The following is a 19529-nucleotide window of genomic DNA, read 5'->3' on the forward strand; positions in this document are numbered from 1 at the left end:
TGGTGCGTCGGTCGGGGGTGGGCGTGCCTGGGCGGGGGCGCGCGACGCGAACGCTCGGCGGGGCACGGCGCCGCGCCGCCTCCCGCATCAATCGATGCTGATGTTCGCCGTCTTCGCGACCTCCGCCCACTTCACGCGATTGTCGTGCACCGTCTTCCTGAACTGCGCGGGCGTCTCGATGCGGATGGTGTTGCCCTGGCTCTCGAACTTCTCGCGAATCTCGGGCTGCTCGAGCACGGTCTTCACGGCGGCGTTGAGCTTCTCGACGATGCGCGCGTCGGTTCCCTTGGGCGCGAAGATGCCGAACCAGATCGAGCTGTCGAAGCCCTCGGGTGCCGGGCAGGCCGCTCGAGGCGATGGTGGGCACTTCCTTCACCGCGGCCACCGGCGTGGCGGTGGTCACGCCGAGCAGCCGCACCTTGCCGGCCTTGTAGTGCGGCAGGATGGTCTGGACCTGGTTCATGATGCAGCAGGTCTCGCCGCGCACCACCGAGGTGATGGCCTCGGGGCCGCCCTTGTAGGGCACGTGGACCATGTCGAGCCCCAGCCGCGCGTTGAACTCGGCGAAGGCCATGTGGGTGCCGGCGCCGTTGCCGGTGGAGGCGTAGTTGTACTTGCCGGGGTTGGCCTTGACCAGCGCGACGAACTCCTTGAGCGTCTTCACGTTGATGACGTCGGGATTGATGGTGAGCACGTTCGACACATCGAGCACCGGCGCCACCGGCACGAAGTCGGTCTCGACGTCGAAGGGCAGCTTCTTGTAGAGCGCGGCATTGCTGCCGTGGGTGGCGGCGGTGCCGAACGCGAGCGTGTAGCCGTCGGGCTTCGCATGGGCCACGTACTCGCTCGCGATGTTGCCGGCCGCGCCCGAGCGGTAGTCGATGATCACGGGCTTGCCGAGCTGGCGCGTCAGCGGGTCCTGGATGGTGCGGGCTACCACGTCGACGCCGGAGCCGGCGGGAAAGCCCATGATCAGCGTTACGGGCTGTTGCGGCCAATCGGCCTGCGCATGCGCCACGGGCGCGATCGACGCGCACAATGCAGCGGCCGTCAGCAGCGCGCGCAGGCGCCGGCTCGGGAAGTGGAAAGGGGTCATGGCTGTGGTCCTCGGTTCGAGCGGTGCAGGCCCCGGATTCTGGCGCGATGCTCATACCTGCTTCGGCATGTGCTTATGCGCGACACACGGCCGGCGCGCCGGCTCTCCATAATCGCCCCATGGTTCGTCCCACACAACTCATTCATCCCCAGCGCGAACCGGTGGCGGTGCGCGCCGCGGCCACCGTGCTGCTTCTGCGCGATACCGCGGCCGGCATCGAGGTGCTGATGACGCGCCGCTCGGCCACCGCCAGCTTCGCGCCCGGCGCCTACGTCTTCCCCGGCGGCCACATCGACGCGGCCGACGAGGTCGCCGCGCGCACGGCCGCGCGCCGCCCCACGCAGAGCGCGCTGCAGGCCACCCAGGCGGTGGCCGCGATCCGCGAATGCTTCGAGGAGCTCGGCGTGCTGCTCGCGCACCATGCCGACGGCCGCCCGGCCGGTGCCGCGGACATCGCCGCGATGGACCGCGACGGCCACGCGGCCGTGCCCTTCGCCGAGCAGTGCGCGGCGCGCGGGCTGGTGCTCGAAGCCGACCGCGTGTTCACCTTCGCGCACTGGATCACCGACCGCGACCTGCCCAAGCGCTTCGACGTGCCCTTCCTGGTGGCGCGCATGCCCGAGGACCAGGAGCCCTCGGCCGACGAGAGCGAGCAGTTCGAGCCGAGCTGGGTGCGCCCGGCCGATGCGCTGGCGCGCCACGCGGCCGGCAGCTTCTTCATGATCTTTCCGACCGTGCGCACGCTGCAGCGCATGGCCTCGTATGCGAGCGTCGACGCGGTGCTCGCGGCCTGCGCGAGCGAGAAGCCGCTGTGGACCAGCTGCCCGCGCGGCGGCTTCGTCAACGGCCGCGACGAGCGCTACATGGAGAACGACCCGCCCTTCGGCGAACTCGCGCTGGTCTGCCCCGACGGCCAGATGCTGCATTCGCTCGACTGGAAGAGCGATGCGCCGGTGGCGCTGCTGAAGAACGTGCAGCGCCTGACCGCGCCCAACCCGAGCGCGATGACCGGCCCGGGCACCAACAGCTACATCGTGGGCGACACCGCCACCGGCCACATCGTGATCGACCCGGGCCCGAACGATCCCGCCCACATCGAGCGGCTGTGGCAGGCCGCCAAAGGCGACATCCGCATGATCGTCTGCACGCATTCGCATGCCGACCACTCGCCGGGCGCGGCGCCGCTGCAGGCGCTGGCCGGCGCCGCGAAGCCGCCGATCCTGGGGCTGTCGTCGGCACCCACGGCGCGCGCGAGCGCGCGCTTCTCGGCCGAGCGCGAGCTGGCCGACGGCGAACGCCTGGTGCTCTCGGGCACCGGTGCCGATGGCCAGCCGCTCGCGCACACGCTGCGCGTGATCCACACGCCGGGCCACGCGGCCAACCACCTGTGCCTGGTGCTCGAGGAGGACGGGCTGCTGTTCTCGGGCGACCACATCCTCAACGGCAGCACCACGGTGGTCGATCCGCCCGACGGCGACATGACGGCCTACCTCGATTCGCTCGACAAGCTCGACGCGAACTGCGAGGCCGGCGACGTCGAATTCATCCTGCCCGCGCACGGCCACGTGATCGGCTTCGCGCGCACGGCCATCGCCTACCTGAAGGCGCACCGCCTCAAGCGCGAAGCGAAGATCGCGGCCGCGATGCAGAAGCTGCCCGAAGGCACGCCCGAGCAATGGCTGCCGCTGGCCTACGACGACGTGCCCGAGCGGCTGTGGCCGGTGGCCGCGCGTTCGCTGGCGGCGCACGTGGCGCGCATCCGGCAGCAGGCGGCCGTCGCTTCATGAGCGCGCCGCAAAGGCACGACGCCGAAGGCATCCGCCTCGCCAAGCGCGTGGCCGCGCTCGCGGGCTGTTCGCGGCGCGAGGCCGAGCTGCTGATCGAGAACGGCGCGGTGCGCGTCGACGGCCAGCCGGCGCTGCTGCCGCAATCGCGCGTGCAGCCACACCAGCAGGTGGAGATCGAGGCGGGCGCGCGGCCCGAGCCGGTGCTGCCGGTGACGCTGCTGCTGCACAAGCCGGCCGGCCTGCGCATCGAGCAGGCGCACACGCTGCTGGCGGCCGCCAACCTCGCCCCCGCGCACGGCACGCCGCGCTTCCTGCCCGCGCATGCGCGCGGCCAGCAATGCATGACGCCGCTGGAGACCGGCGCCAGCGGCCTGGTGGCGTTCACGCAGGAATTCCGCATCGAGCGCAAGCTGCACGAGGACGCGGCCGTGATCGAGCACGAGATCATGGTCGACGTGGCCGGTGCCGTCTCGCCCGAGCAGCTCGCGCGCTTCGAGCGCACGCCCGCGCGCGTGAGCATCGGCCGCCAGACCCCCGAGCAGACCGGGCTGCGCTTCGCGCTCAAGGGCGCGCAGCCGGGCCAGGTCGCGCACCTGTGCGACCGCATGGAGCTGCGCATCCTCGCGATGCGCCGCATCCGCATCGGACGCGTGCCGCTGGCCGGCCTCGCGCCCGGCCAGTGGCGCTACCTCGCGCCGCAGGAACGCTTTTGACGCCCCCGAAGAAGAAGAAAGAAGAACGGGAAGCCGGCGCGCTTCCACCCTCGCACCGCATGTTCGCGGCCTGCTTTTTCAGCCAGCGGCCCCGTGCCGCCGACAGGAGACCCCAAGCCATGAAGTCCGGATCGATTCCCGCCACCGAGGCCGCGCCCTTCCCGCGCCGCCTGCCCGCCACGGTGGCGGCCCTCGCCCTCGCCTCGCTCGGCGGCTGCTCGGTGTTCGAGCCGCTGATGCCAGCGCCCCCGCCGCCGCCGGCTCCCGCGCCGCCGCCCATCGTCTCGAGGGACGGCCTGGCGCCGATCACCGAGGACCAGGTCGAGCGCATCCGCGAGCAGATCGCCGCCAAGCCGCCGACCCCGGCCGTGGGCCGCGTGGTGCGCAGCGCCTCGCCGACCATCGAATCGTTCCTGCGCACCGAGGGCTGCATCACCGCGCGCAACGGCGCGGTGCTCAATCCCTTCGCGGCGCCGGGCCGGCTGTTCGACGCCCAGGGCTTCCAGGGCGGGCCGATGGCGCAGATGCAGTACCACGACAAGACGGCCTGCGTGACCGTCAAGCGGATCCAGAACTGGAAGATGGTGTCGCCGAAGCTGCTGCGCTTCGAGGTGGTGTACGTGGGCGACGACGGCGAGGAGCGCGCGGTCAAGCACCACAAGTTGATGCGGCAGCCGAAGGGCGGGTGGTTGTTCGCGAAGTGAGCCCGTCACCGTTCGGGCTGAGCTTGGCCTGTCCTGAGGCTCACGAAGGAGGAAGCCTTGCGCGAGGCTTCGACAGGCTCAGCCCGAACGGGTGGGGATGGCTCAGCCCGAATGAGCTGAAACGGGCGCCACCTTGCGCTGCGACCGCAGCGCCACCGCGAACGACAGCTGCGCCACGATCCCCGCCACCGCGAGCACCAGCGCCGAGGCCAGCGCGGGATTGCGGTGCCCCATGCCCGCGAGCGCGGTGCACAGGGCGCCCACCGCCATCTGCGTGAAGCCGTAGAGGCCCGAGGCCGAGCCGATGATCTGTGGATTGACACCGATCGCCTGCGTGAGCGCGGCCGGCGAGGCCATGCCGACGCCGACGGTGAACAGGAACATGCTCGCGACGATCAGCGGCACCGACAGGCGGTCGGTGAGCGCGGCGCCGAGCAGCACGAAGGCCGCGAGCACGCTGAGCGCGTTGGAGCGGATCATCAGCCGGTCGACGCGCACGCGCGCGATCAGGTGGCTGGTGAGGAAGCTGCCGAGCCACACGCCCGAGACCAGGATGGCGAGGTAGATGCCGGCCTCGTGCGCGGGCCGGTGCAGCTGGTCGACGAAGATGAACGGCGCCGAGGCGACGAAGGCATACATCGAGGTGGTGGCGCAGCCGCCGCCGATGGAGAAGCCGAGGAAGGCCGGCGAGCGCAGCAGCCGCGCGTAGTTGCGCGCGAGCGCGGGCGCGCTCACGGGCGCGCCGGGCCGGCCGGTCTCGGGCAACAGGCGCCAGGTGAACAGCAGGCCGACGATGCCGAGCGCGAACAGGCCGTAGAAGATCGAGCGCCAGCCCAGGGCGGTGGCGAGCGCGCCGCCCACCAGCGGCGCGATGCTCGGGCCCACGGTCACCATCAGGTTCATGAGCGCGAGGCGGCGCGTGGCTTCCTGTGCCTCGGCGGTGTCGCGCACGATGCTGCGCCCGAGCACCAGGCCCGCGCAGCCGCCCATGGCCTGGAACAGCCGCGCGGTGATCAGCGAATGCACCTCGGGCGCGAGCGCGGCGGCCAGCCCGGCGGCGGTGTAGAGGGCGAGGCCCGCGAGCAGCACCGGCCGGCGGCCGAAGCGGTCGGCCAGCGGGCCGTACACCAGCTGCCCGACGGCCAGGCCGAAGATGTAGAGGCTCACCGTCATCTGCATCTCGCCGATGCCGGCGCCGAGGCTGCGCGCCGCGATCGGCAGCGCGGGCACGAAGATGTGCATGGCCAGCGTGCCGCTGAAGGTGACGAGCGCGAGCAGCCACAGCGGCGCGTGCGCGGCGCGTGACGCGGGAACGGCGTTCGAATTCACTGCTTGCGCACCTCGCTGCCGCCGGCCGCGAGGCGGTCGCCGTCGTCGGTCTCCCAGCCGCCGCCGAGCGCCATGAACAGCACGATCTGGTCGTCCGACAGCTGCGCCTCGCTGGCCGCCAGCGCGGCATCGCTCGCGGCCAGCGCGCGCTCGGCGTCGAGCGTGTCGAGGTAGGCGGTGCGGCCGTTGCGGTAGAGCTGGCGCGCCTGCGCGGCGACGGTGGCGCTCTCGTCGCGCGCGGCCTGCAGCGCGGCGCGGCGGTCGAGTTCGCGCGCGTAGTTGCCGAGCGCCGATTCGGTCTCGCGCAGCGCGGTGAGCACGGTGCCGTCGAACTTCGCGAGCGCCGCGCGCGTGCCGGCCTCGGCCTGCGCGATGCGGGCCTGCGCGATGCCGGTGTTGGGCACGGTCCACGAGATCAGCGGGCCGAGGCTCCAGCCGAAGGTGCCCTTGCGGCCGAAGTCGTCGGCCGGCCCGGCCGACGAGGCCGACAGGCCCAGCGTGATCTTCGGATAGAGGTCGGCCGTGGCGACGCCGATGCGCGCGGTGGCCTGGGCCAGGCCGCGCTCGGCCTGTCGGATGTCGGGCCGGCGGCGCAGCAGCGCGGCGCCGTCGCCCACCGGCACGGTGCCGGCCACGCGCGGCGGCACGGCGCAGTCGGCGAGCTCGCGCGGAAAGTCCTGCGGCAGCTCGCCCGTGAGCGTGGCGAGGCGGTAGAGCGCGTTCTGGCGCTCGGCCACGAGCGGCGGCAGCGCGGCCGTGAGCTGCTGCAGCTGCGCGCGGGCACGGCCGGTGTCGAGCGCGCCGGCGCGGCCGGCCTCGTGCAGCTTCGTGGTGACGTCGACCGCCTCCTGCTGCAGCCGCACCGACTTCTGCGCGATCGACAGCCGCAGGCCGGTGGAGCAGGCCTCGGCATAGGCGCGCGCGGTGCCGGCCGCGACGTTCACGCGCACCAGGTCGAGCGCGGCGGCGGCCGACTCGGTGCCGGCCTCGGCCGCCTCGGCGGCGCGGCGGATCTGGCCGAACAGGTCGACCTGGTAGGACAGCGACAGGCCGCTGCTGTAGTTGAAGCGGTCCGGCGGCTCGTAGTCCTTCTGCAGCAACTGCAGGCCCGAGACATGGCCGAACGAGGGCCCGCCGTTCACGCCGATGACGGGGCGCTTGCCGCCGGCCACCTCCGCCTCGATGGCGCGCTCGCGCTCGAGGTTGGCGACCGCCTGGCGCAGGTCGGTGTTGTGCGCGAGCGCCTGCTCCACCAGCCGGTCGAGCCGCGGGTCGCGGTACAGCCGCCACCAGTGCGGCGGCAGCGGCACGGCCTGCAGGCCGGCGGCGGGATCGGCTTCGGCGAAGGGGCGGCCGGCCGCGGGCTGGCTCGCGATGGCCTCGTCGGGCTGGCGGTAGTCGGGGCCGACGCTGCCGCAGGCCGCGAGCGCCGCGGCGGCGGCCAGCGCGGCGATGCGCAGCACGGTGCGAGGTGCGGTGGTCATCATCCTTCCTTCCTGGCGGCGCTCTTGGCCTCGGCATCGGCGGCGGTCTTCTCGCGCTGCGCCTGGGCCTGCTCGAGCACCTGCACCGTCACCGTCTGGCCCGCCACCAGCCGCGCGCCCGCGGGCAGCGGATCGAGCTTCACGCGCACCGGGATGCGCTGCGCGAGCCGCACCCAGTTGAAGGTGGGATTCACGCTCGGCAGCAGGTTGGCGCTGGTCGAGCGGTCGCGATCGGCGATGCCGGCGGCCACGCTCTCGACGGTGCCGCCGAGCACCGCGCCGCCGCCCATCGGCATGACGTGCACGCGGTCGCCGAGGTGGATGCGCGGCAGCTTGGTTTCCTCGAAGTAGCCCTCGACGTAGAAGGAGCGCGCATCGACCAGCGCGAGCACCGGCCGGCCCGCGGCCGCGTAGCTGCCCTGGCGCAGGTCGAGGTTGGTGACCAGGCCGTCGGCCGGCGCGCGCACCTCGGCGCGCTGCAGGTTCAGCCGTGCCGAGTCGAGCGCGACCTCGGCCTGCGCGACGGCGGCGCGCGCCTGCTCGACACGTGCGCGGGTCTGTTCGCGCGCCTCCTGCGAGACCAGCGCCTCGAGCCCCGCGTTGCGCGCGTTCTCGCGCTGGGCCTGCGCGCTCATGGCGCGCTGCGCGGCGAGCGCGGCCTGGGCCTGGCGCACCGCCAGGTCGTAGCGCGCGCGGTCGACCTCGAACAGCAGGGTGCCGGCGGCCACCGACTGGTTGTCCTGCACCGGCACGGCCGTGACCAGGCCCGAGACGTCGGGCGCGATCTGGACCACGTTGGCGCGCACGCGGCCGTCGCGCGTCCAGGGCGCGAGCTCGTAGTGGTCCCACAGGCGCAGGCCGGCCCAGACGGCGGCGGCCACCACGGCCGCGGTGACGAGGATGCGCAGCGCGCCGGCGGGCCAGGTGCGGGCGCCGGCCTTGTTGTTGTCGTTGGATGTGTTGGCGGTCATGGTGTGGTCATTGCAAGGAGGACGTGGCGCGGCTCAGCGCATAGAGCAGCAGCAGGTAGAGCGCCATGTCGAACAGGGCCGGGTGCCAGACCCAGCGGTAGAGGCCGGTGGCGGCCAGCAGCCGGCGCACGCCCCACAGGGCCAGCAGCGCGGCACCGGCCAGCAGCATCAGCCAGGGCACGTAGAGGCCGTAGAAACTCGCTTCGCCGATCATCGGGACACTCCTTGGGCGGCAACGGGAACAGGAACGGGGACAGCGGAAGCCGCGCGCATCGGCGGCGCCTCCGGAAAGAGATTGCGGCGCAGCCCCACCAGCGCGGTGACGGCCGAGCGCGCGTCGGCGCTCAACGTGCTCGCAGCGCCGAGCATCGCGGCCAGCGCCTCGTCGATGCGCGCCAGGAGGCTCGCGGGCCGCGCGGCCACGCGGCCGCCGGCGCGCTGGCGGAAGAAGCGCGCGATGTCGCCGAGCAGCGCGCTCGCCGAGGCCAGCGGCAGCTGCGCGCGCACGCGCTGCAGCGCATCGATGTCGGCGCCCATGCGCAGGTCGCGCAGCGCGTCGTCGGCGGCCACGCCCTCGATGCGGCCGCCGGCCTGCGCGATGCGCGGCGCCAGCAGGCCGATGCGGTCGAGCATGCGCACCGCATAGGCGTCGCCGGGCACGGCGCGGCGCTGGGCCGACGGCGACAGGGTCACGGGCGTGGCCGCGGCCGCGCCGGCCATCTCGCCGAGCTCGCGCCAGGTGGCGCGCTGGATGCGGCGCGCGCTCCAGTCGGCGCCCACCGAGCGCACCAGCCGCGTGACGAAGGCCGCGGCCACCACGCCGAAGACCTGGCCCAGCATGCTGTTGATGAAGCTCACGATGTCGGCGGTGGCCGTGTCGTGCATCGCCAGCGTGCCCGCGACGCCGAACAGCAGCGCCATGGCGGGCATGAAGTAGGCCGGCCGCGCCATGTACAGGCCCAGCAGCATGAACACCGGCGCGCAGACCGCGACCAGCATGCCGAAGTCGTGCACCAGCGGCAGCAGCACCAGCACGTAGAGCGCGGAGATCGGGATCGACCACAGCGTCCACTTGAGGAAGCCCTGGATCGCGGGCACCGGGTCGTCCATGGTGGCGAAGAAGCAGCAGAAGACCGCGGCCATCATGGTGGCGGCCGAGCCCATCGACCAGCCGGTGAGGATCCAGAACGCGCCGCACAGGCAGATGGCGAGCACGGCCGCGAGCGCCGACAGCAGCGCCATGCCGCGGTCGAGGTGCAGCACGCGGTTGCCGAGCGCGGCGACGCGGCGCGGCGGCACCGCGCCCTTCAGGCCGTCGTCGATGTCGGCACGCAGCCGCGCGCAGGCGCGCCAGCCTTCGACCAGCTCCTCGAGCCGGCCCGCGAGCGCGATGCGCAGCGCGCGGCCCGGGGGAGATGGCGGCATCGGGCCGCGTGGCGGCGAGCGCGGCGAGGGTTGCGCGCAGGGCCTGCAGGCGCGCATCGTCGGAGGTGCCGGCGCCCTCCTCGCGCAGCCACTGCCCGGTCTGCGCGAGCAGCGCGGCCACGTCGGGCGCGATGGCGCCCTCGGCCTGTTCGAGCGCGAGCAGCCGGTCTTCGACCGCCGACAGCGCGGGCGTGAGCGCGGCCACGCGGTCTTGCATCGCGCGGATCGCGCCGGCGGTCCAGCGCAGGTGCGTGGTGTCGAAGGGCACGTGGGTCGACAGGATGCGCAGCTGCGTGATGTCGCCCGCGAGGCGACGCCGGTCGTCGGCCAGGCGCTTCGGGTCGGCATCGGCGCGACGCGCGGGCGTGCCGGTGGCGCTCGCGGGCGGCTGCAGCAGGTCGCCGAGCCATTTGCGCGCGTCCTGCAGCGTGCGGTCGAGCAGGCCCAGCACCGTGGGCCCCATGCCGGCCGGCAGCACCAGGCTGTGCAGCAGCGTGGCGCAGAAGATGCCCAGGCCGATCTCCTCGACGCGCGCGACGGCGGTGTCGAACAGCGCCTCGGGCGCCTGCACCGAGGGGAAGCCGATCAGCGCGGCGGTGTAGCCCGCGAGCATGAAGACGTAGGAGCGCGGCGTGCGGTCGAACAGCGAGATGCACAGGCACAGGCCGACCCACAGCGCGAGCACCAGCGTCAGCAGCTCGGGCGCGTTCGACAGCGCGGGCACCAGCAGCACGGTGGCGGTGCTGCCGATCAGCGTGCCGCAGAAGCGGTAGACCGCCTTCGAGCGCACCGCGCCGGCCAGCGGATGGGCGACGACGTAGGTGGTCATCAGGGCCCAGAACGGACGCGGCAGGCCGGCGCGGCTGGCGAGGTACATCGCGAGCATCGCGGCGGCGAAGCTCTTGGTGGAGAAGACGATCTCGGCGCGGCTGAAGCGCGGCAGGCTGAACGAGGGCATCTAGCGTCGCCCCTCGGCCGGCGCGCCACGGCCCAGCCGCTCCTCGAGCACCGCGAACACGCGCAGGCAGGCCGCGAGGTCTTCGTCGGACACGCCCTCGAACAGCGCGGCGCGCATCAGGCTCAGCGCGGCCTCGATGGGTTCGCAGGCGGCCTCGCCCGCGGGCGTGAGATGCAGCGTCTTGGCGCGGCGGTCGGCCGGGTCCTCGCGGCGCTCGACATAGCCGGCCTCCACGAGCTGGTCGAGCGAGCGCACCAGCGAGGGCCCCTCGATGCCCAGTGCCTCGGCCAGCACGCCCTGGCGCACGCCCTGCTCCATGCGGCCGATCATCACCACCGGCCAAGCCAGGGTCTGCGAGAGGCCCACGTGCGCGACCGCCTTGTCGGCCGCGGCGCGGTAGCCGCGCTGCAAGGTCGAGAACTGCATGCCGAGCTTCATCAGCGCGGCTTCGCGCGCTTCCTTTTTCTTCTTACGGCCGACGGGCGGCGTGACCGATTCGGCCATGGCAAGGCTCCCCAATTAGTTAGCTTGCTATCGATTATACGGGTTTACCCCAGATCGTGCCGGCCATGCCGACGGGCGGGTCATGCACCGCCTGGCATGACCCGACGAGAACGTTGGGGAAGAAGAAAGAAAAAGTGTGAAGCGCGCCGATAAGCCGGATTCTGTGCACCGGACATCTCTTGCGAAACGCCCGGCGTGACCGCCATTACTCTGGGCCGTCTGTCGCCAGACGGCTCGATGCCACCTACCCGCCAGCTCAGCGGAACCACCTCGATACTGGCCTACTTGGTGTTGCTGCGCGCAGAGATTGCCCGTTTCACCCGAACTGAATCGGCTCGTCTCTGTTGCTCTGATCCTCACCTCACGGTGGAGAGCCGTTAGCTCCTGCGCTGTCCTGTGCAGTCCGGACGTTCCTCCAGTGCGGCCTTTCGGCACTTGCACCAGCGGCGGTCTGGCACGCTTCACGGTGCCGATTATCGCTGCACGAAGCGACCAAAGTCGAAAGCGGGATCGGACAACCGGACGCAGAGGACGCGAAGGTTTCGCGAAGAACGCAAAAGAACCCCCGAAAAATCCTCATGAAAGTCCTTTCGCGACCTTCGCGGAATCTTCGCGTCCTCTGCGTCCGGCTGTTTGCCTTCAAGCGATGCCGCAGAACTCCCGCCGGTACTGCTCCGGCGTCGTGCCCGCCTCGCGCTGGAACATCGCGATGAAGGCCGAGGCCGTGCTGTAGCCGAGGTCGAAGGCGATCTCCTGCACCGTGCGGCCGGCCTCCAGCGCATCGATGGCGCGCAGGAAGCGCAGCCGCTGGCGCCAGTCGCCGAAGGACATGCCGAGTTCGCGCTGGCACTGGCGCGCGAGCGTGCGCTCGGTCATGTGCACGCTCGCGGCCCACTCGGCCAGCGAGCGGTGGTCGCCGGGCTCGGCCTGCAGCGCCTCGAGCACGCCGACCAGCGCGGGCGAGGCCGCGGCCGGCAGGTAGCAGCGCAGCACCTCGGCGCGCGCGAGCTGGTCGACCACCACCTGCGCGAGCCGCAGGTCGGCCGGCGTGACGGGCTCGTTCACATCGCGCGCGGCGAAGTCGGCCAGCACGCTGCGGATGATCGGGCTGATGCGCACGGTGCAGGGCTGCGCGGGCAGCTCGGCGCACAGCGCGGGCACGATGTAGACGGTGCGGTAGACGACCGCATGGCGCAGCGTGCAGCTGTGCACCACCCGTGGCGGGATCCACACCGCGTACTGCGGCGGCGAGAGGAAGCGCAGGCCCTCGGCCTCCATCTGCATGGTGCCGTGCGCGGTGTAGTTGAGATGGCCCCAGCTGTGGCTGTGCGGCGCGGCCAGGGTGTCGGCGCCGAATTCGTCCCAGTTGAAATAGAACGGGCCGGCCTTGTGCTCCACGTCCTGGATCGACAAGTAGCGCGCGCGATCGGCCATGGCGGGGCGGTTCCTCGAAAGAGCGTCCGGAATTCCGGACCGGTTGTCCTGATCGAGCTATATGCCGCAGGACGGACGCGGCGATGATAGCCCCGCCTCCTCCTGAAAGTCCTGTTCCCATGTGGCCCTGCGCCTTCCCCCTGCTCGCCGTCGTCATCTGGTCGGGCAACACCGTCGTCAGCAAGATGGCGGCCGGCACCATCGCGCCGGCCGAGATCAGCTTCTACCGCTGGCTGCTCGCAGCCCTGCTGTTCACGCCGCTGGCGCTGCGCCCGGTGCTGCGCAACTGGCGCGCGATCCGCCCGCAGCTGGGCCGCATCGCGGTGCTCGGCCTGCTGGGCATGGTGGTCTACCAGAGCCTCGCCTACTACGCGGCCTACATGACCACGGCCACGCACATGGGGATCATCGGCTCGCTCACGCCGATGATGGTGCTGGCGCTGTCGATCCTGCTGCTGGGCCAGCGGCTCACGGCCGGCGCGGTGGCGGGCTCGCTGGTGTCGATCGCGGGCGTGGCGGTGGTGGTGTCCTCGGGCGACCTCGGCACGCTGCTCAAGAGCGGCGCCAACATGGGCGACGGCCTGATGCTGCTGGCGATGCTGGCCTATGCGGTCTACGTGATCCTGCTCAAGCGCTGGGGCATGAAGGAAGTGCCCGCGCTGCAGCTGCTCTACCTGCAGATCGTGTGCGCGGTGATCGTGCTGCTGCCGCTGTACCTGCTGACGCCGCGCATGGGCCTGTCGGCCGCCAACCTGCCGCTGATCGGCTTCGCGGGCCTCGGCGCCTCGATGCTCGCGCCGCTGGTGTGGATGCACACGGTGGCCCACATCGGCCCGAGCCGCGCGAGCATGTTCTTCAACCTGATCCCGCTGTTCACCGCGCTGATCGCGGCGGCGGTGATCGGCGAATCGCTCGCGGCCTATCACGCGGTCGGCGGCGTGCTGACGGTGGCCGGCGTGCTGCTGGCCGAGCTGTGGAAGGCGCCGCTGCGGCGCCCGGTGCTGGCCGGGTCCTGAGGCGGTTCAGCCGGTCGTAGTCGCGGCGGCGCGCCGGAAGCGCCCCGGCGTGAGGCCCGCGTGGCGCGTGAAGGCGCGGTTGAACGCGGCCTCGGAGCGGTCAGCCGACGGCCTCGCCGACCGAGGCCGTGTCCTGCCCGCCATGCGCGAGCAGGCGCGACGCGAGCTCCATGCGCAGGCTGGTCAGCAGCTCGAGCGGGCCGGTGCCCGTGCGGCGCGCGAACTCGCGCGCGAAGGTGGCGCGCGCAGAGGTGGCAGCGCTCGGCCAGCGAGGCCACGGTCCAGTCGTGCTGCGGCGCGTCGAGCATGGCCTTGAGCGCGCCCGCCAGCCGCGGGCTGGCCATCAGGCCCAGCACGCCCGAGAGCTCGGGCCGGGTGTCGAGGCAGGCGCGCACCGCCAGCGTGAACAGCGTGCCCGAGAGCTGCGCCACGATGGCCTGCGCGCCGGCGTTCTGCTGCTCGATCTCGTGCGCCATCAGCCGCACCAGGCCCTGCAGCCAGCCGTACTGGGCCGCTGGCCGAAGGGGATCACCAGCGGATCGGGCAGCGCCTCGAGCAGCGTGCTGCGGCGCCGGCCCGGGAACTCGAACTCGCCGCAGAGGATGTCGGTGTCGGCCTTCGCGGGGCGCGGCAGGTTGGTCTTGAGGTCGACCAGTTCGCCCTTGCGCAGGCGGATCGGGCGCATGTCCTCTCCCGGCTCTCGCGGCTCCGGCCCGAGCCCCGCGGTGCGCAGCACGTGCGCCTGGCCGTGCGGCAGGATCACGAGGCTGCCCTCCTCCAGCGGCAGCAGCGTGCCGCTGGCCGGCAGCCACAGCTCGCAGCGCCCGCCCATCAGGATGTGGAAGGGCGCGCGCCACGGGCCGATGGCCTCGTGCGGCGCGGCCCAGTCCTGGCCGAACAGGCAGCGCAGGTCCATGCGGCCGCGCGGGGCCAGCCAGTCGACGAGTTCGCTCAGGGCATCCATGGCGTGAGACGTTGGAGCAATTTTTTCAGCCGGATCGGCATTCAAAATCCTAGCACGCAGGCCTACAGTTGATTCACCGACTTCCACGAGGTGAACAGAATGACTTCCGATCTCGCCCCCACCGCCGCGCCGGCCGCCGCATCGGCCCGCGGCCCGATTCCCGTCTCCTTCTTCAGCATCGCCGTCGGCCTGCTCGCGCTGGCCGCGGCCTGGCGCGTGGCGACGCCGCTGTGGCAGCTGCCGCCCGAGGCCGCGCAGGCCCTGACCTGGGCCGGCATCGCCGTCTGGCTGGTGCTGCTGCGCGCTGTACGCCGCCAAGTGGCTGCGCCATCCCGACGAGGCGCGCGCGCCGAGCTCGAGCACCCGGTGCAGTCGTCGTTCGCGGCGCTGGGCCCGGTGGCCAGCATGCTCGCGGCCGTCGCGCTGCTGCCCTACGCACGCCCGGTGGCGCTGGCCGTGTTCGCGCTCGCGGTCACGGCGCAGCTCGCGCTCGGCCTGCGGCTCTATGGCCGCACCTGGCAGGGCGGCCGCGCGCCGGCCTCGGTCACGCCCGCGATCTACCTGCCGGCCGTGGCGCAGAACTTCGTCGCCGGCACCGCGGCCGCGGCCTTCGGCTGGCCGCAGCTGGGCGTGCTGTTCTTCGGCGCGGGGCTGTTCTCGTGGCTCGCGCTCGAATCGCTGATCCTGCACCGCGCCGCCACGCAGGAGCCGCTGCCCGAGGCGCAGCGCCCGCTGCTGGGCATCCAGCTCGCGCCGGCCGTGGTCGGCGGCGGCACCTGGCTCGCGGTGAATGGCGGCGTGCCCGACCTGTTCGCCCAGATCCTGCTGGGCTACGGCCTCTACCAGGCCCTGCTGCTGCTGCGCCTGCTGCCGTGGATCTCGCGCCAGTCGTTCACGCCCGGCTACTGGGCCTTCAGCTTCGGCGTGGGCGCGCTGCCGACGCTCGCGATGCGGCTGGTGGCGGCCGGCGCCACGGGGCCGGTGCGCTGGCTCGCGCCGCTCTTGTTCGTGGCCGCCAACGCGATCGTCGGGCTGCTCGTGGCGCGCACCGTGGCGCTGCTGGTGCGCGGCCGGTTGCTGCCGGTTGCAACACCTTCGCGCTGAAAGGTCCGCGGGCTGGTCTCACAATGCGCGCTGTCGTCGCGACAACCATCGAACCGAACGCATCCAAGGAGATCCATCCATGAAGGCCCAGAACATCCTCCAGACCATCGGCAACACGCCGCACGTGCGCATCCAGCGCCTGTTCGGCAACGCGAAGCAGCAGGTCTGGATCAAGGCCGAGCGCGCCAACCCTGGCGGCTCGATCAAGGACCGCATCGCGCTCGCGATGGTGGAGGACGCCGAGAAGAGCGGCGCGCTCAAGCCCGGCGGCACCATCGTCGAGCCCACCTCGGGCAACACCGGCATCGGCCTGGCGATGGTCGCGGCCGTCAAGGGCTACAAGCTGATCCTGGTGATGCCCGACAGCATGTCGGTGGAGCGCCGCCGGCTGATGCTGGCCTACGGCGCCACCTTCGACCTGACGCCGCGCGCGGGCGGCATGAAGGCCTCGATCGCGCGCGCCGAGGAGATCGTGGCGGGCACGCCCGGCGCCTGGATGCCGCAGCAGTTCAACAACCCGGCCAACGTCGAGGTGCACGTGCGCACCACGGCCGAGGAGATCGCGGCCGACTTCCCCGAGGGCATCGACGTGCTGATCACCGGCGTGGGCACCGGCGGCCACATCACCGGCGTGGCGCGCGTGCTCAAGAAGAAGTGGCCGAAGCTGCAGGTGTTCGCGGTCGAGCCCGTGGCCTCGCCCGTGATCTCGGGCGGCCAGCCCGCGCCGCACCCGATCCAGGGCATCGGCGCCGGCTTCATCCCGAAGAACCTCGACACCGCGCTGCTCGACGGCGTGCTGCAGGTCGATGCAGAACCCGCGCGCGAGATGGCGCGCCGCTGCGCCACCGAGGAAGGCATGCTGGTGGGCATCTCCTCGGGCGCCACGCTGGCGGCCATCGCGCAGAAGCTGCCCTCGCTGCCCGAGAACGCGGTGGTGCTGGGCTTCAACTACGACACGGGCGAGCGCTACCTGTCGGTCGAGGGCTTCCTGCCCGCCTGATCCCCTCGCTCCCCTGCGTTGCGGCCAGCTATCCCTTTGATAGCGGCCCAACGCGTAAAATCGTCGGCCTGCTTGATAAACACAAGCCCCACGACATGCTGAGAATCTCCGAACTCAAACTTCCGCTCGACCATGCGCCCGAGGCGCTGGCCGCGCTGATCGCCCGCACCCTCGAGGTGCCGCCCGAGGCGATCGCCTCCCACACCGTCTACAAGCGCAGCTTCGATGCGCGCAAGGCCGAGCTGCTGACGGTCTACATCTGCGACGTGGCGCTCGCCGACGCGAAGCGCGAGGCCGCGCTGCTCGCGCAGCACGCCGGCCATCCGCACATCCAGAGCGCGCCCGACATGCGCCACACGCTGCCGGCGGACGTGCCCGCGGGCGCGAGCCGCCCGGTGGTGATCGGCTTCGGCCCCTGCGGCATCTTCGCGGCGCTGCTGCTCGCGCAGATGGGCCTGCGCCCGATCGTGCTGGAACGCGGCAAGACCGTGCGCCAGCGCACCAAGGACACCTGGGGCCTGTGGCGCAAGAGCGTGCTCGACCCCGAGTCGAACGTGCAGTTCGGCGAGGGCGGCGCCGGCACCTTCTCCGACGGCAAGCTCTACAGCCAGATCAAGGACCCGCGCTTCCTCGGCCGCAAGGTGATGGAGGAGTTCGTGAAGGCCGGCGCGCCGCCCCGAGATCCTCTACGTCGCGCATCCGCACATCGGCACCTTCAAGCTGGTGAAGGTGGTGGAGAACATCCGCGAGCAGATCGTGGCGCTCGGCGGCGAGATCCGCTTCGAGCAGCGCGTGACCGACGTGCGCATCGAGGATGGGCACGACGGCAAACACCTTCGCGGCCTCACCGTGCTCGACCAGGCCACGGGCCAGAGCCACGAGCTGCGCGCCGACCACGTCGTGATGGCGCTCGGCCACAGCTCGCGCGACACCTTCGCGATGCTGCACGAGCGCGGCGTCCACATCGAGGCCAAGCCCTTCTCGATCGGCTTTCGCGTCGAGCATCCGCAGGGCCTGATCGACCGCGCGCGCTGGGGCCGCCATGCGGGCCACCCGATGCTGGGCGCGGCCGACTACAAGCTGGTGCACCACGCGAGCAACGGCCGCTCGGTCTACAGCTTCTGCATGTGCCCGGGCGGCACCGTGGTCGCGGCCACCAGCGAGCCGGGCCGCGTGGTCACCAACGGCATGAGCCAGTACTCGCGCGCCGAGCGCAACGCCAACGCGGGCATCGTGGTGGGCATCGACCCGCGCGACTACCCCGAGGGCCCGCTGGCCGGCATCGCGCTGCAGCGCGCGCTCGAATCCAACGCCTTCGTGCTCGGCGGCGGCGACTACCGCGCGCCGGGCCAGCTGGTGGGCGACTTCATCGCCGGCAAGCCCTCCACCCAGCTCGGCGAGGTGATGCCCTCGTACAAGCCGGGCGTGACGCCGACCGACCTGCACCGCGCGCTGCCCGACTTCGCGATCGAGGCGATGCGCGAGGCCTTCCCGGCCTTCGGCCGCAAGATCAAGGGCTTCGACCTGCACGACGCGGTGCTCACCGGCGTCGAGACGCGCACCTCCTCGCCGATCCGGATCACGCGCGGCGAGGACTTCCAGAGCCTCAACGTGCGCGGCCTGTACCCGGCCGGCGAGGGCGCGAGCTACGCCGGCGGCATCCTGTCGGCCGGCGTGGACGGCATCAAGGTCGCGGAAGCCGTGGCGCGCGGCCTGCGGGCCGAGGCCGAACGGCAGCGCACCGCCGCCGTCTGAGAACGCCATGACGACGACGCACGACCGCGCTCCCCTCGCCTTCGCTCGACCGGGCACCGGCGCCTTCGCGCTCGCCATCGGCGCGATGGCGCTGGTGGTGCTCGCCTCCAACATCCTGGTGCAGTTCGCCATCAACGACTGGCTGACCTGGGGCGCCTTCACCTACCCGGTCGCCTACCTCGTGAGCGACCTCGTCAACCGGCGCTTCGGCCCCGGCATGGCGCGCCGCGTGGCCTGGATCGGCTTCGCGGTGGCGGTGGCGGTGTCGCTGCTGCTCGCGCCGGCGCGCATCGCGCTGGCCTCGGGCAGCGCCTTCATCGCCTCGCAGCTGCTCGACATCCGCGTCTTCGACCGCCTGCGCCGCGGCCTCTGGTGGCGCGCGCCGCTGGTGGCCACCGTGGTCGCGGCGGTGCTCGACAGCATCGTGTTCTGGGGCATCGCCTTCGCGGGCACCGACGGCCCCTGGCTCACCTGGGCGCTCGGCGACCTCGGCGTGAAGCTGGCGGTCGGCGTGTTCATGCTGCTGCCCTTCCGTCTGCTGATCGGCCGCCAGGCGATGCGCCCTGCCCTGCGCTGACCGAACAACCCGGGACCCATTCCATGCAGGACGACGACCGCTTCCATTTCTACGAACCCGCGCGGGGCCACGGCCTGCCGCACGATCCGTTCAACGCGATCGTCGGCCCGCGGCCCATCGGCTGGATCTCCTCGCACGATGCGCAGGGCGTGCTCAACCTCGCGCCCTACAGCTTCTTCAACGGCTTCAACTACACGCCGCCGATCGTCGGCTTCGCGAGCATCACGGCCAAGGACAGCCTGCGCAACATCCGCGAGACCGGCGAGTTCGGCTGGAACCTCGCCACCCGCCCGCTGGCCGAGCCGATGAACCAGAGCTGCGCCGCGGTGCCGCCCGAGGTCGACGAGTTCACGCTCGCCGGACTCACGCCCGCGCCCTCGCGCCGCATCGCGGTGCCGCGCGTGGCCGAGAGCCCGGTGTCCTTCGAATGCCGGCTGACGCAGATCGTGCAGCTGCAGGCCGCCGACGGCCGCGCCATCGAGACCTGGCTGGTGCTCGGCGAAGTGGTGGGCGTGCACATCGCGCGCCATCTGCTGCGCGAAGGCATCTACGACACCGCCGCGGCGCAGCCGATCCTGCGCGGCGGCGGCCCGGCGGACTATTTCGAGATCCGGCACGACAATCTGTTCAAGATGTTCCGGCCCCGCTGACGCGCACCGCGCGCCGCCCCACCGACTTCCAACCCCCCTAATTCCGACTTCGCGCCCC

Annotated in this window: 16 protein-coding genes, 1 other RNA gene and 3 pseudogenes; 9 read left to right on the plus strand and 11 right to left on the minus strand. The window is 72.1% G+C overall.

Annotated features, from left to right (window positions below; translation table 11 throughout):
• Positions 1-87 precede the first annotated feature (87 nt).
• Positions 88-1096 (minus strand): annotated as a pseudogene (locus ACHMXE_RS38220) (Bug family tripartite tricarboxylate transporter substrate binding protein).
• 119 nt (positions 1097-1215) lie between these two features.
• Here ACHMXE_RS38220 and ACHMXE_RS38225 point away from each other — a divergent pair.
• From ACHMXE_RS38225 to ACHMXE_RS38235, 3 genes are all read left to right on the plus strand, one after another.
• Entirely contained in the window at positions 1216-2883 is a 1668-nt protein-coding gene (locus ACHMXE_RS38225; RefSeq protein WP_395348894.1) for an MBL fold metallo-hydrolase, read from the plus strand.
• Positions 2880-3596 (plus strand): RNA pseudouridine synthase, encoded by a 717-nt coding sequence (locus ACHMXE_RS38230; RefSeq protein WP_395348895.1) that lies wholly within the window; start codon positions 2880-2882, stop codon positions 3594-3596. Before ACHMXE_RS38225 ends, ACHMXE_RS38230 begins: the two co-directional genes overlap by 4 nt.
• Positions 3597-3715: 119 nt before the next feature.
• Complete coding sequence (locus ACHMXE_RS38235) at positions 3716-4300, plus strand: hypothetical protein (RefSeq protein ID WP_395348896.1); 585 nt, start codon at positions 3716-3718, stop codon at positions 4298-4300.
• Positions 4301-4402: 102 nt separating this feature from the next.
• On the opposite strand, the gene ACHMXE_RS38240 is transcribed toward ACHMXE_RS38235, so the two are convergent.
• From ACHMXE_RS38240 to ACHMXE_RS38275, 8 genes and pseudogenes are all read right to left on the minus strand, one after another.
• Positions 4403-5629: a multidrug effflux MFS transporter gene (locus tag ACHMXE_RS38240; RefSeq protein ID WP_395348897.1), complete on the minus strand. Its 1227-nt coding sequence runs from the start codon at positions 5627-5629 to the stop codon at positions 4403-4405.
• A complete protein-coding gene (locus ACHMXE_RS38245; protein ID WP_395348898.1) occupies positions 5626-7113 on the minus strand; it encodes an efflux transporter outer membrane subunit in 1488 nt (495 codons plus the stop codon). The genes ACHMXE_RS38240 and ACHMXE_RS38245 overlap by 4 nt, the downstream gene beginning before the upstream one ends.
• Positions 7113-8084 carry an efflux RND transporter periplasmic adaptor subunit gene (locus ACHMXE_RS38250; protein ID WP_395348899.1) on the minus strand — a complete coding sequence of 324 codons (972 nt, stop codon included), beginning with the start codon at positions 8082-8084 and terminating at the stop codon, positions 7113-7115. Before ACHMXE_RS38250 ends, ACHMXE_RS38245 begins: the two co-directional genes overlap by 1 nt.
• Positions 8085-8091: 7 nt before the next feature.
• Positions 8092-8298 carry a DUF1656 domain-containing protein gene (locus ACHMXE_RS38255; RefSeq protein ID WP_209542553.1) on the minus strand — a complete coding sequence of 69 codons (207 nt, stop codon included), beginning with the start codon at positions 8296-8298 and terminating at the stop codon, positions 8092-8094.
• Positions 8295-10467, minus strand: a pseudogene (locus tag ACHMXE_RS38260) (FUSC family protein). The gene ACHMXE_RS38255 and the pseudogene ACHMXE_RS38260 overlap by 4 nt, the downstream one beginning before the upstream one ends.
• Positions 10468-10971, minus strand: a complete 504-nt coding sequence (locus ACHMXE_RS38265) for a MarR family winged helix-turn-helix transcriptional regulator (RefSeq protein WP_395348900.1) — start codon at positions 10969-10971, stop codon at positions 10468-10470.
• 134 nt (positions 10972-11105) lie between these two features.
• Positions 11106-11434, minus strand: an RNA gene (gene rnpB, locus ACHMXE_RS38270) — RNase P RNA component class A.
• Between the two features lie 176 nt (positions 11435-11610).
• Positions 11611-12405, minus strand: coding sequence for a helix-turn-helix transcriptional regulator (locus ACHMXE_RS38275; RefSeq protein WP_209542551.1), 795 nt, complete (start codon positions 12403-12405; stop codon positions 11611-11613).
• A 119-nt stretch (positions 12406-12524) separates the two neighbouring features.
• Here ACHMXE_RS38275 and ACHMXE_RS38280 point away from each other — a divergent pair, with 119 nt between their 5' ends.
• Positions 12525-13421, plus strand: coding sequence for a DMT family transporter (locus ACHMXE_RS38280; RefSeq protein WP_395348901.1), 897 nt, complete (start codon positions 12525-12527; stop codon positions 13419-13421).
• Here ACHMXE_RS38280 and ACHMXE_RS38285 read toward each other — a convergent pair.
• Entirely contained in the window at positions 13328-13897 is a 570-nt protein-coding gene (locus ACHMXE_RS38285) for a hypothetical protein (protein WP_395348902.1), read from the minus strand. The two genes, ACHMXE_RS38280 and ACHMXE_RS38285, sit on opposite strands and share 94 nt — an antisense overlap.
• Positions 13897-14385 carry a cupin domain-containing protein gene (locus tag ACHMXE_RS38290; protein ID WP_395348903.1) on the minus strand — a complete coding sequence of 163 codons (489 nt, stop codon included), beginning with the start codon at positions 14383-14385 and terminating at the stop codon, positions 13897-13899. Before ACHMXE_RS38290 ends, ACHMXE_RS38285 begins: the two co-directional genes overlap by 1 nt.
• A gap of 99 nt (positions 14386-14484) precedes the next feature.
• Between ACHMXE_RS38290 and tehA the strand changes: the two genes are divergently transcribed.
• From tehA to ACHMXE_RS38315, 5 genes and pseudogenes are all read left to right on the plus strand, one after another.
• On the plus strand, positions 14485-15489 hold the full coding sequence (gene tehA / locus ACHMXE_RS38295) for a dicarboxylate transporter/tellurite-resistance protein TehA (protein WP_395348904.1): 1005 nt from the start codon (positions 14485-14487) through the stop codon (positions 15487-15489).
• Positions 15490-15568: 79 nt separating this feature from the next.
• A complete protein-coding gene (gene cysK, locus ACHMXE_RS38300; protein WP_208508927.1) occupies positions 15569-16489 on the plus strand; it encodes a cysteine synthase A in 921 nt (306 codons plus the stop codon).
• A gap of 95 nt (positions 16490-16584) precedes the next feature.
• Positions 16585-18244 (plus strand): annotated as a pseudogene (locus tag ACHMXE_RS38305) (NAD(P)/FAD-dependent oxidoreductase).
• Between the two features lie 7 nt (positions 18245-18251).
• Positions 18252-18821 (plus strand): VUT family protein, encoded by a 570-nt coding sequence (locus ACHMXE_RS38310; RefSeq protein WP_208508929.1) that lies wholly within the window; start codon positions 18252-18254, stop codon positions 18819-18821.
• Between the two features lie 23 nt (positions 18822-18844).
• Complete coding sequence (locus ACHMXE_RS38315; RefSeq protein ID WP_395348905.1) at positions 18845-19471, plus strand: flavin reductase family protein; 627 nt, start codon at positions 18845-18847, stop codon at positions 19469-19471.
• The last annotated feature ends 58 nt before the right edge of the window (positions 19472-19529 follow it).

Origin of the sequence: Variovorax sp. UC122_21, assembly GCF_044056785.1 — a bacterium.
Taxonomy (GTDB): domain Bacteria; phylum Pseudomonadota; class Gammaproteobacteria; order Burkholderiales; family Burkholderiaceae_C; genus Variovorax.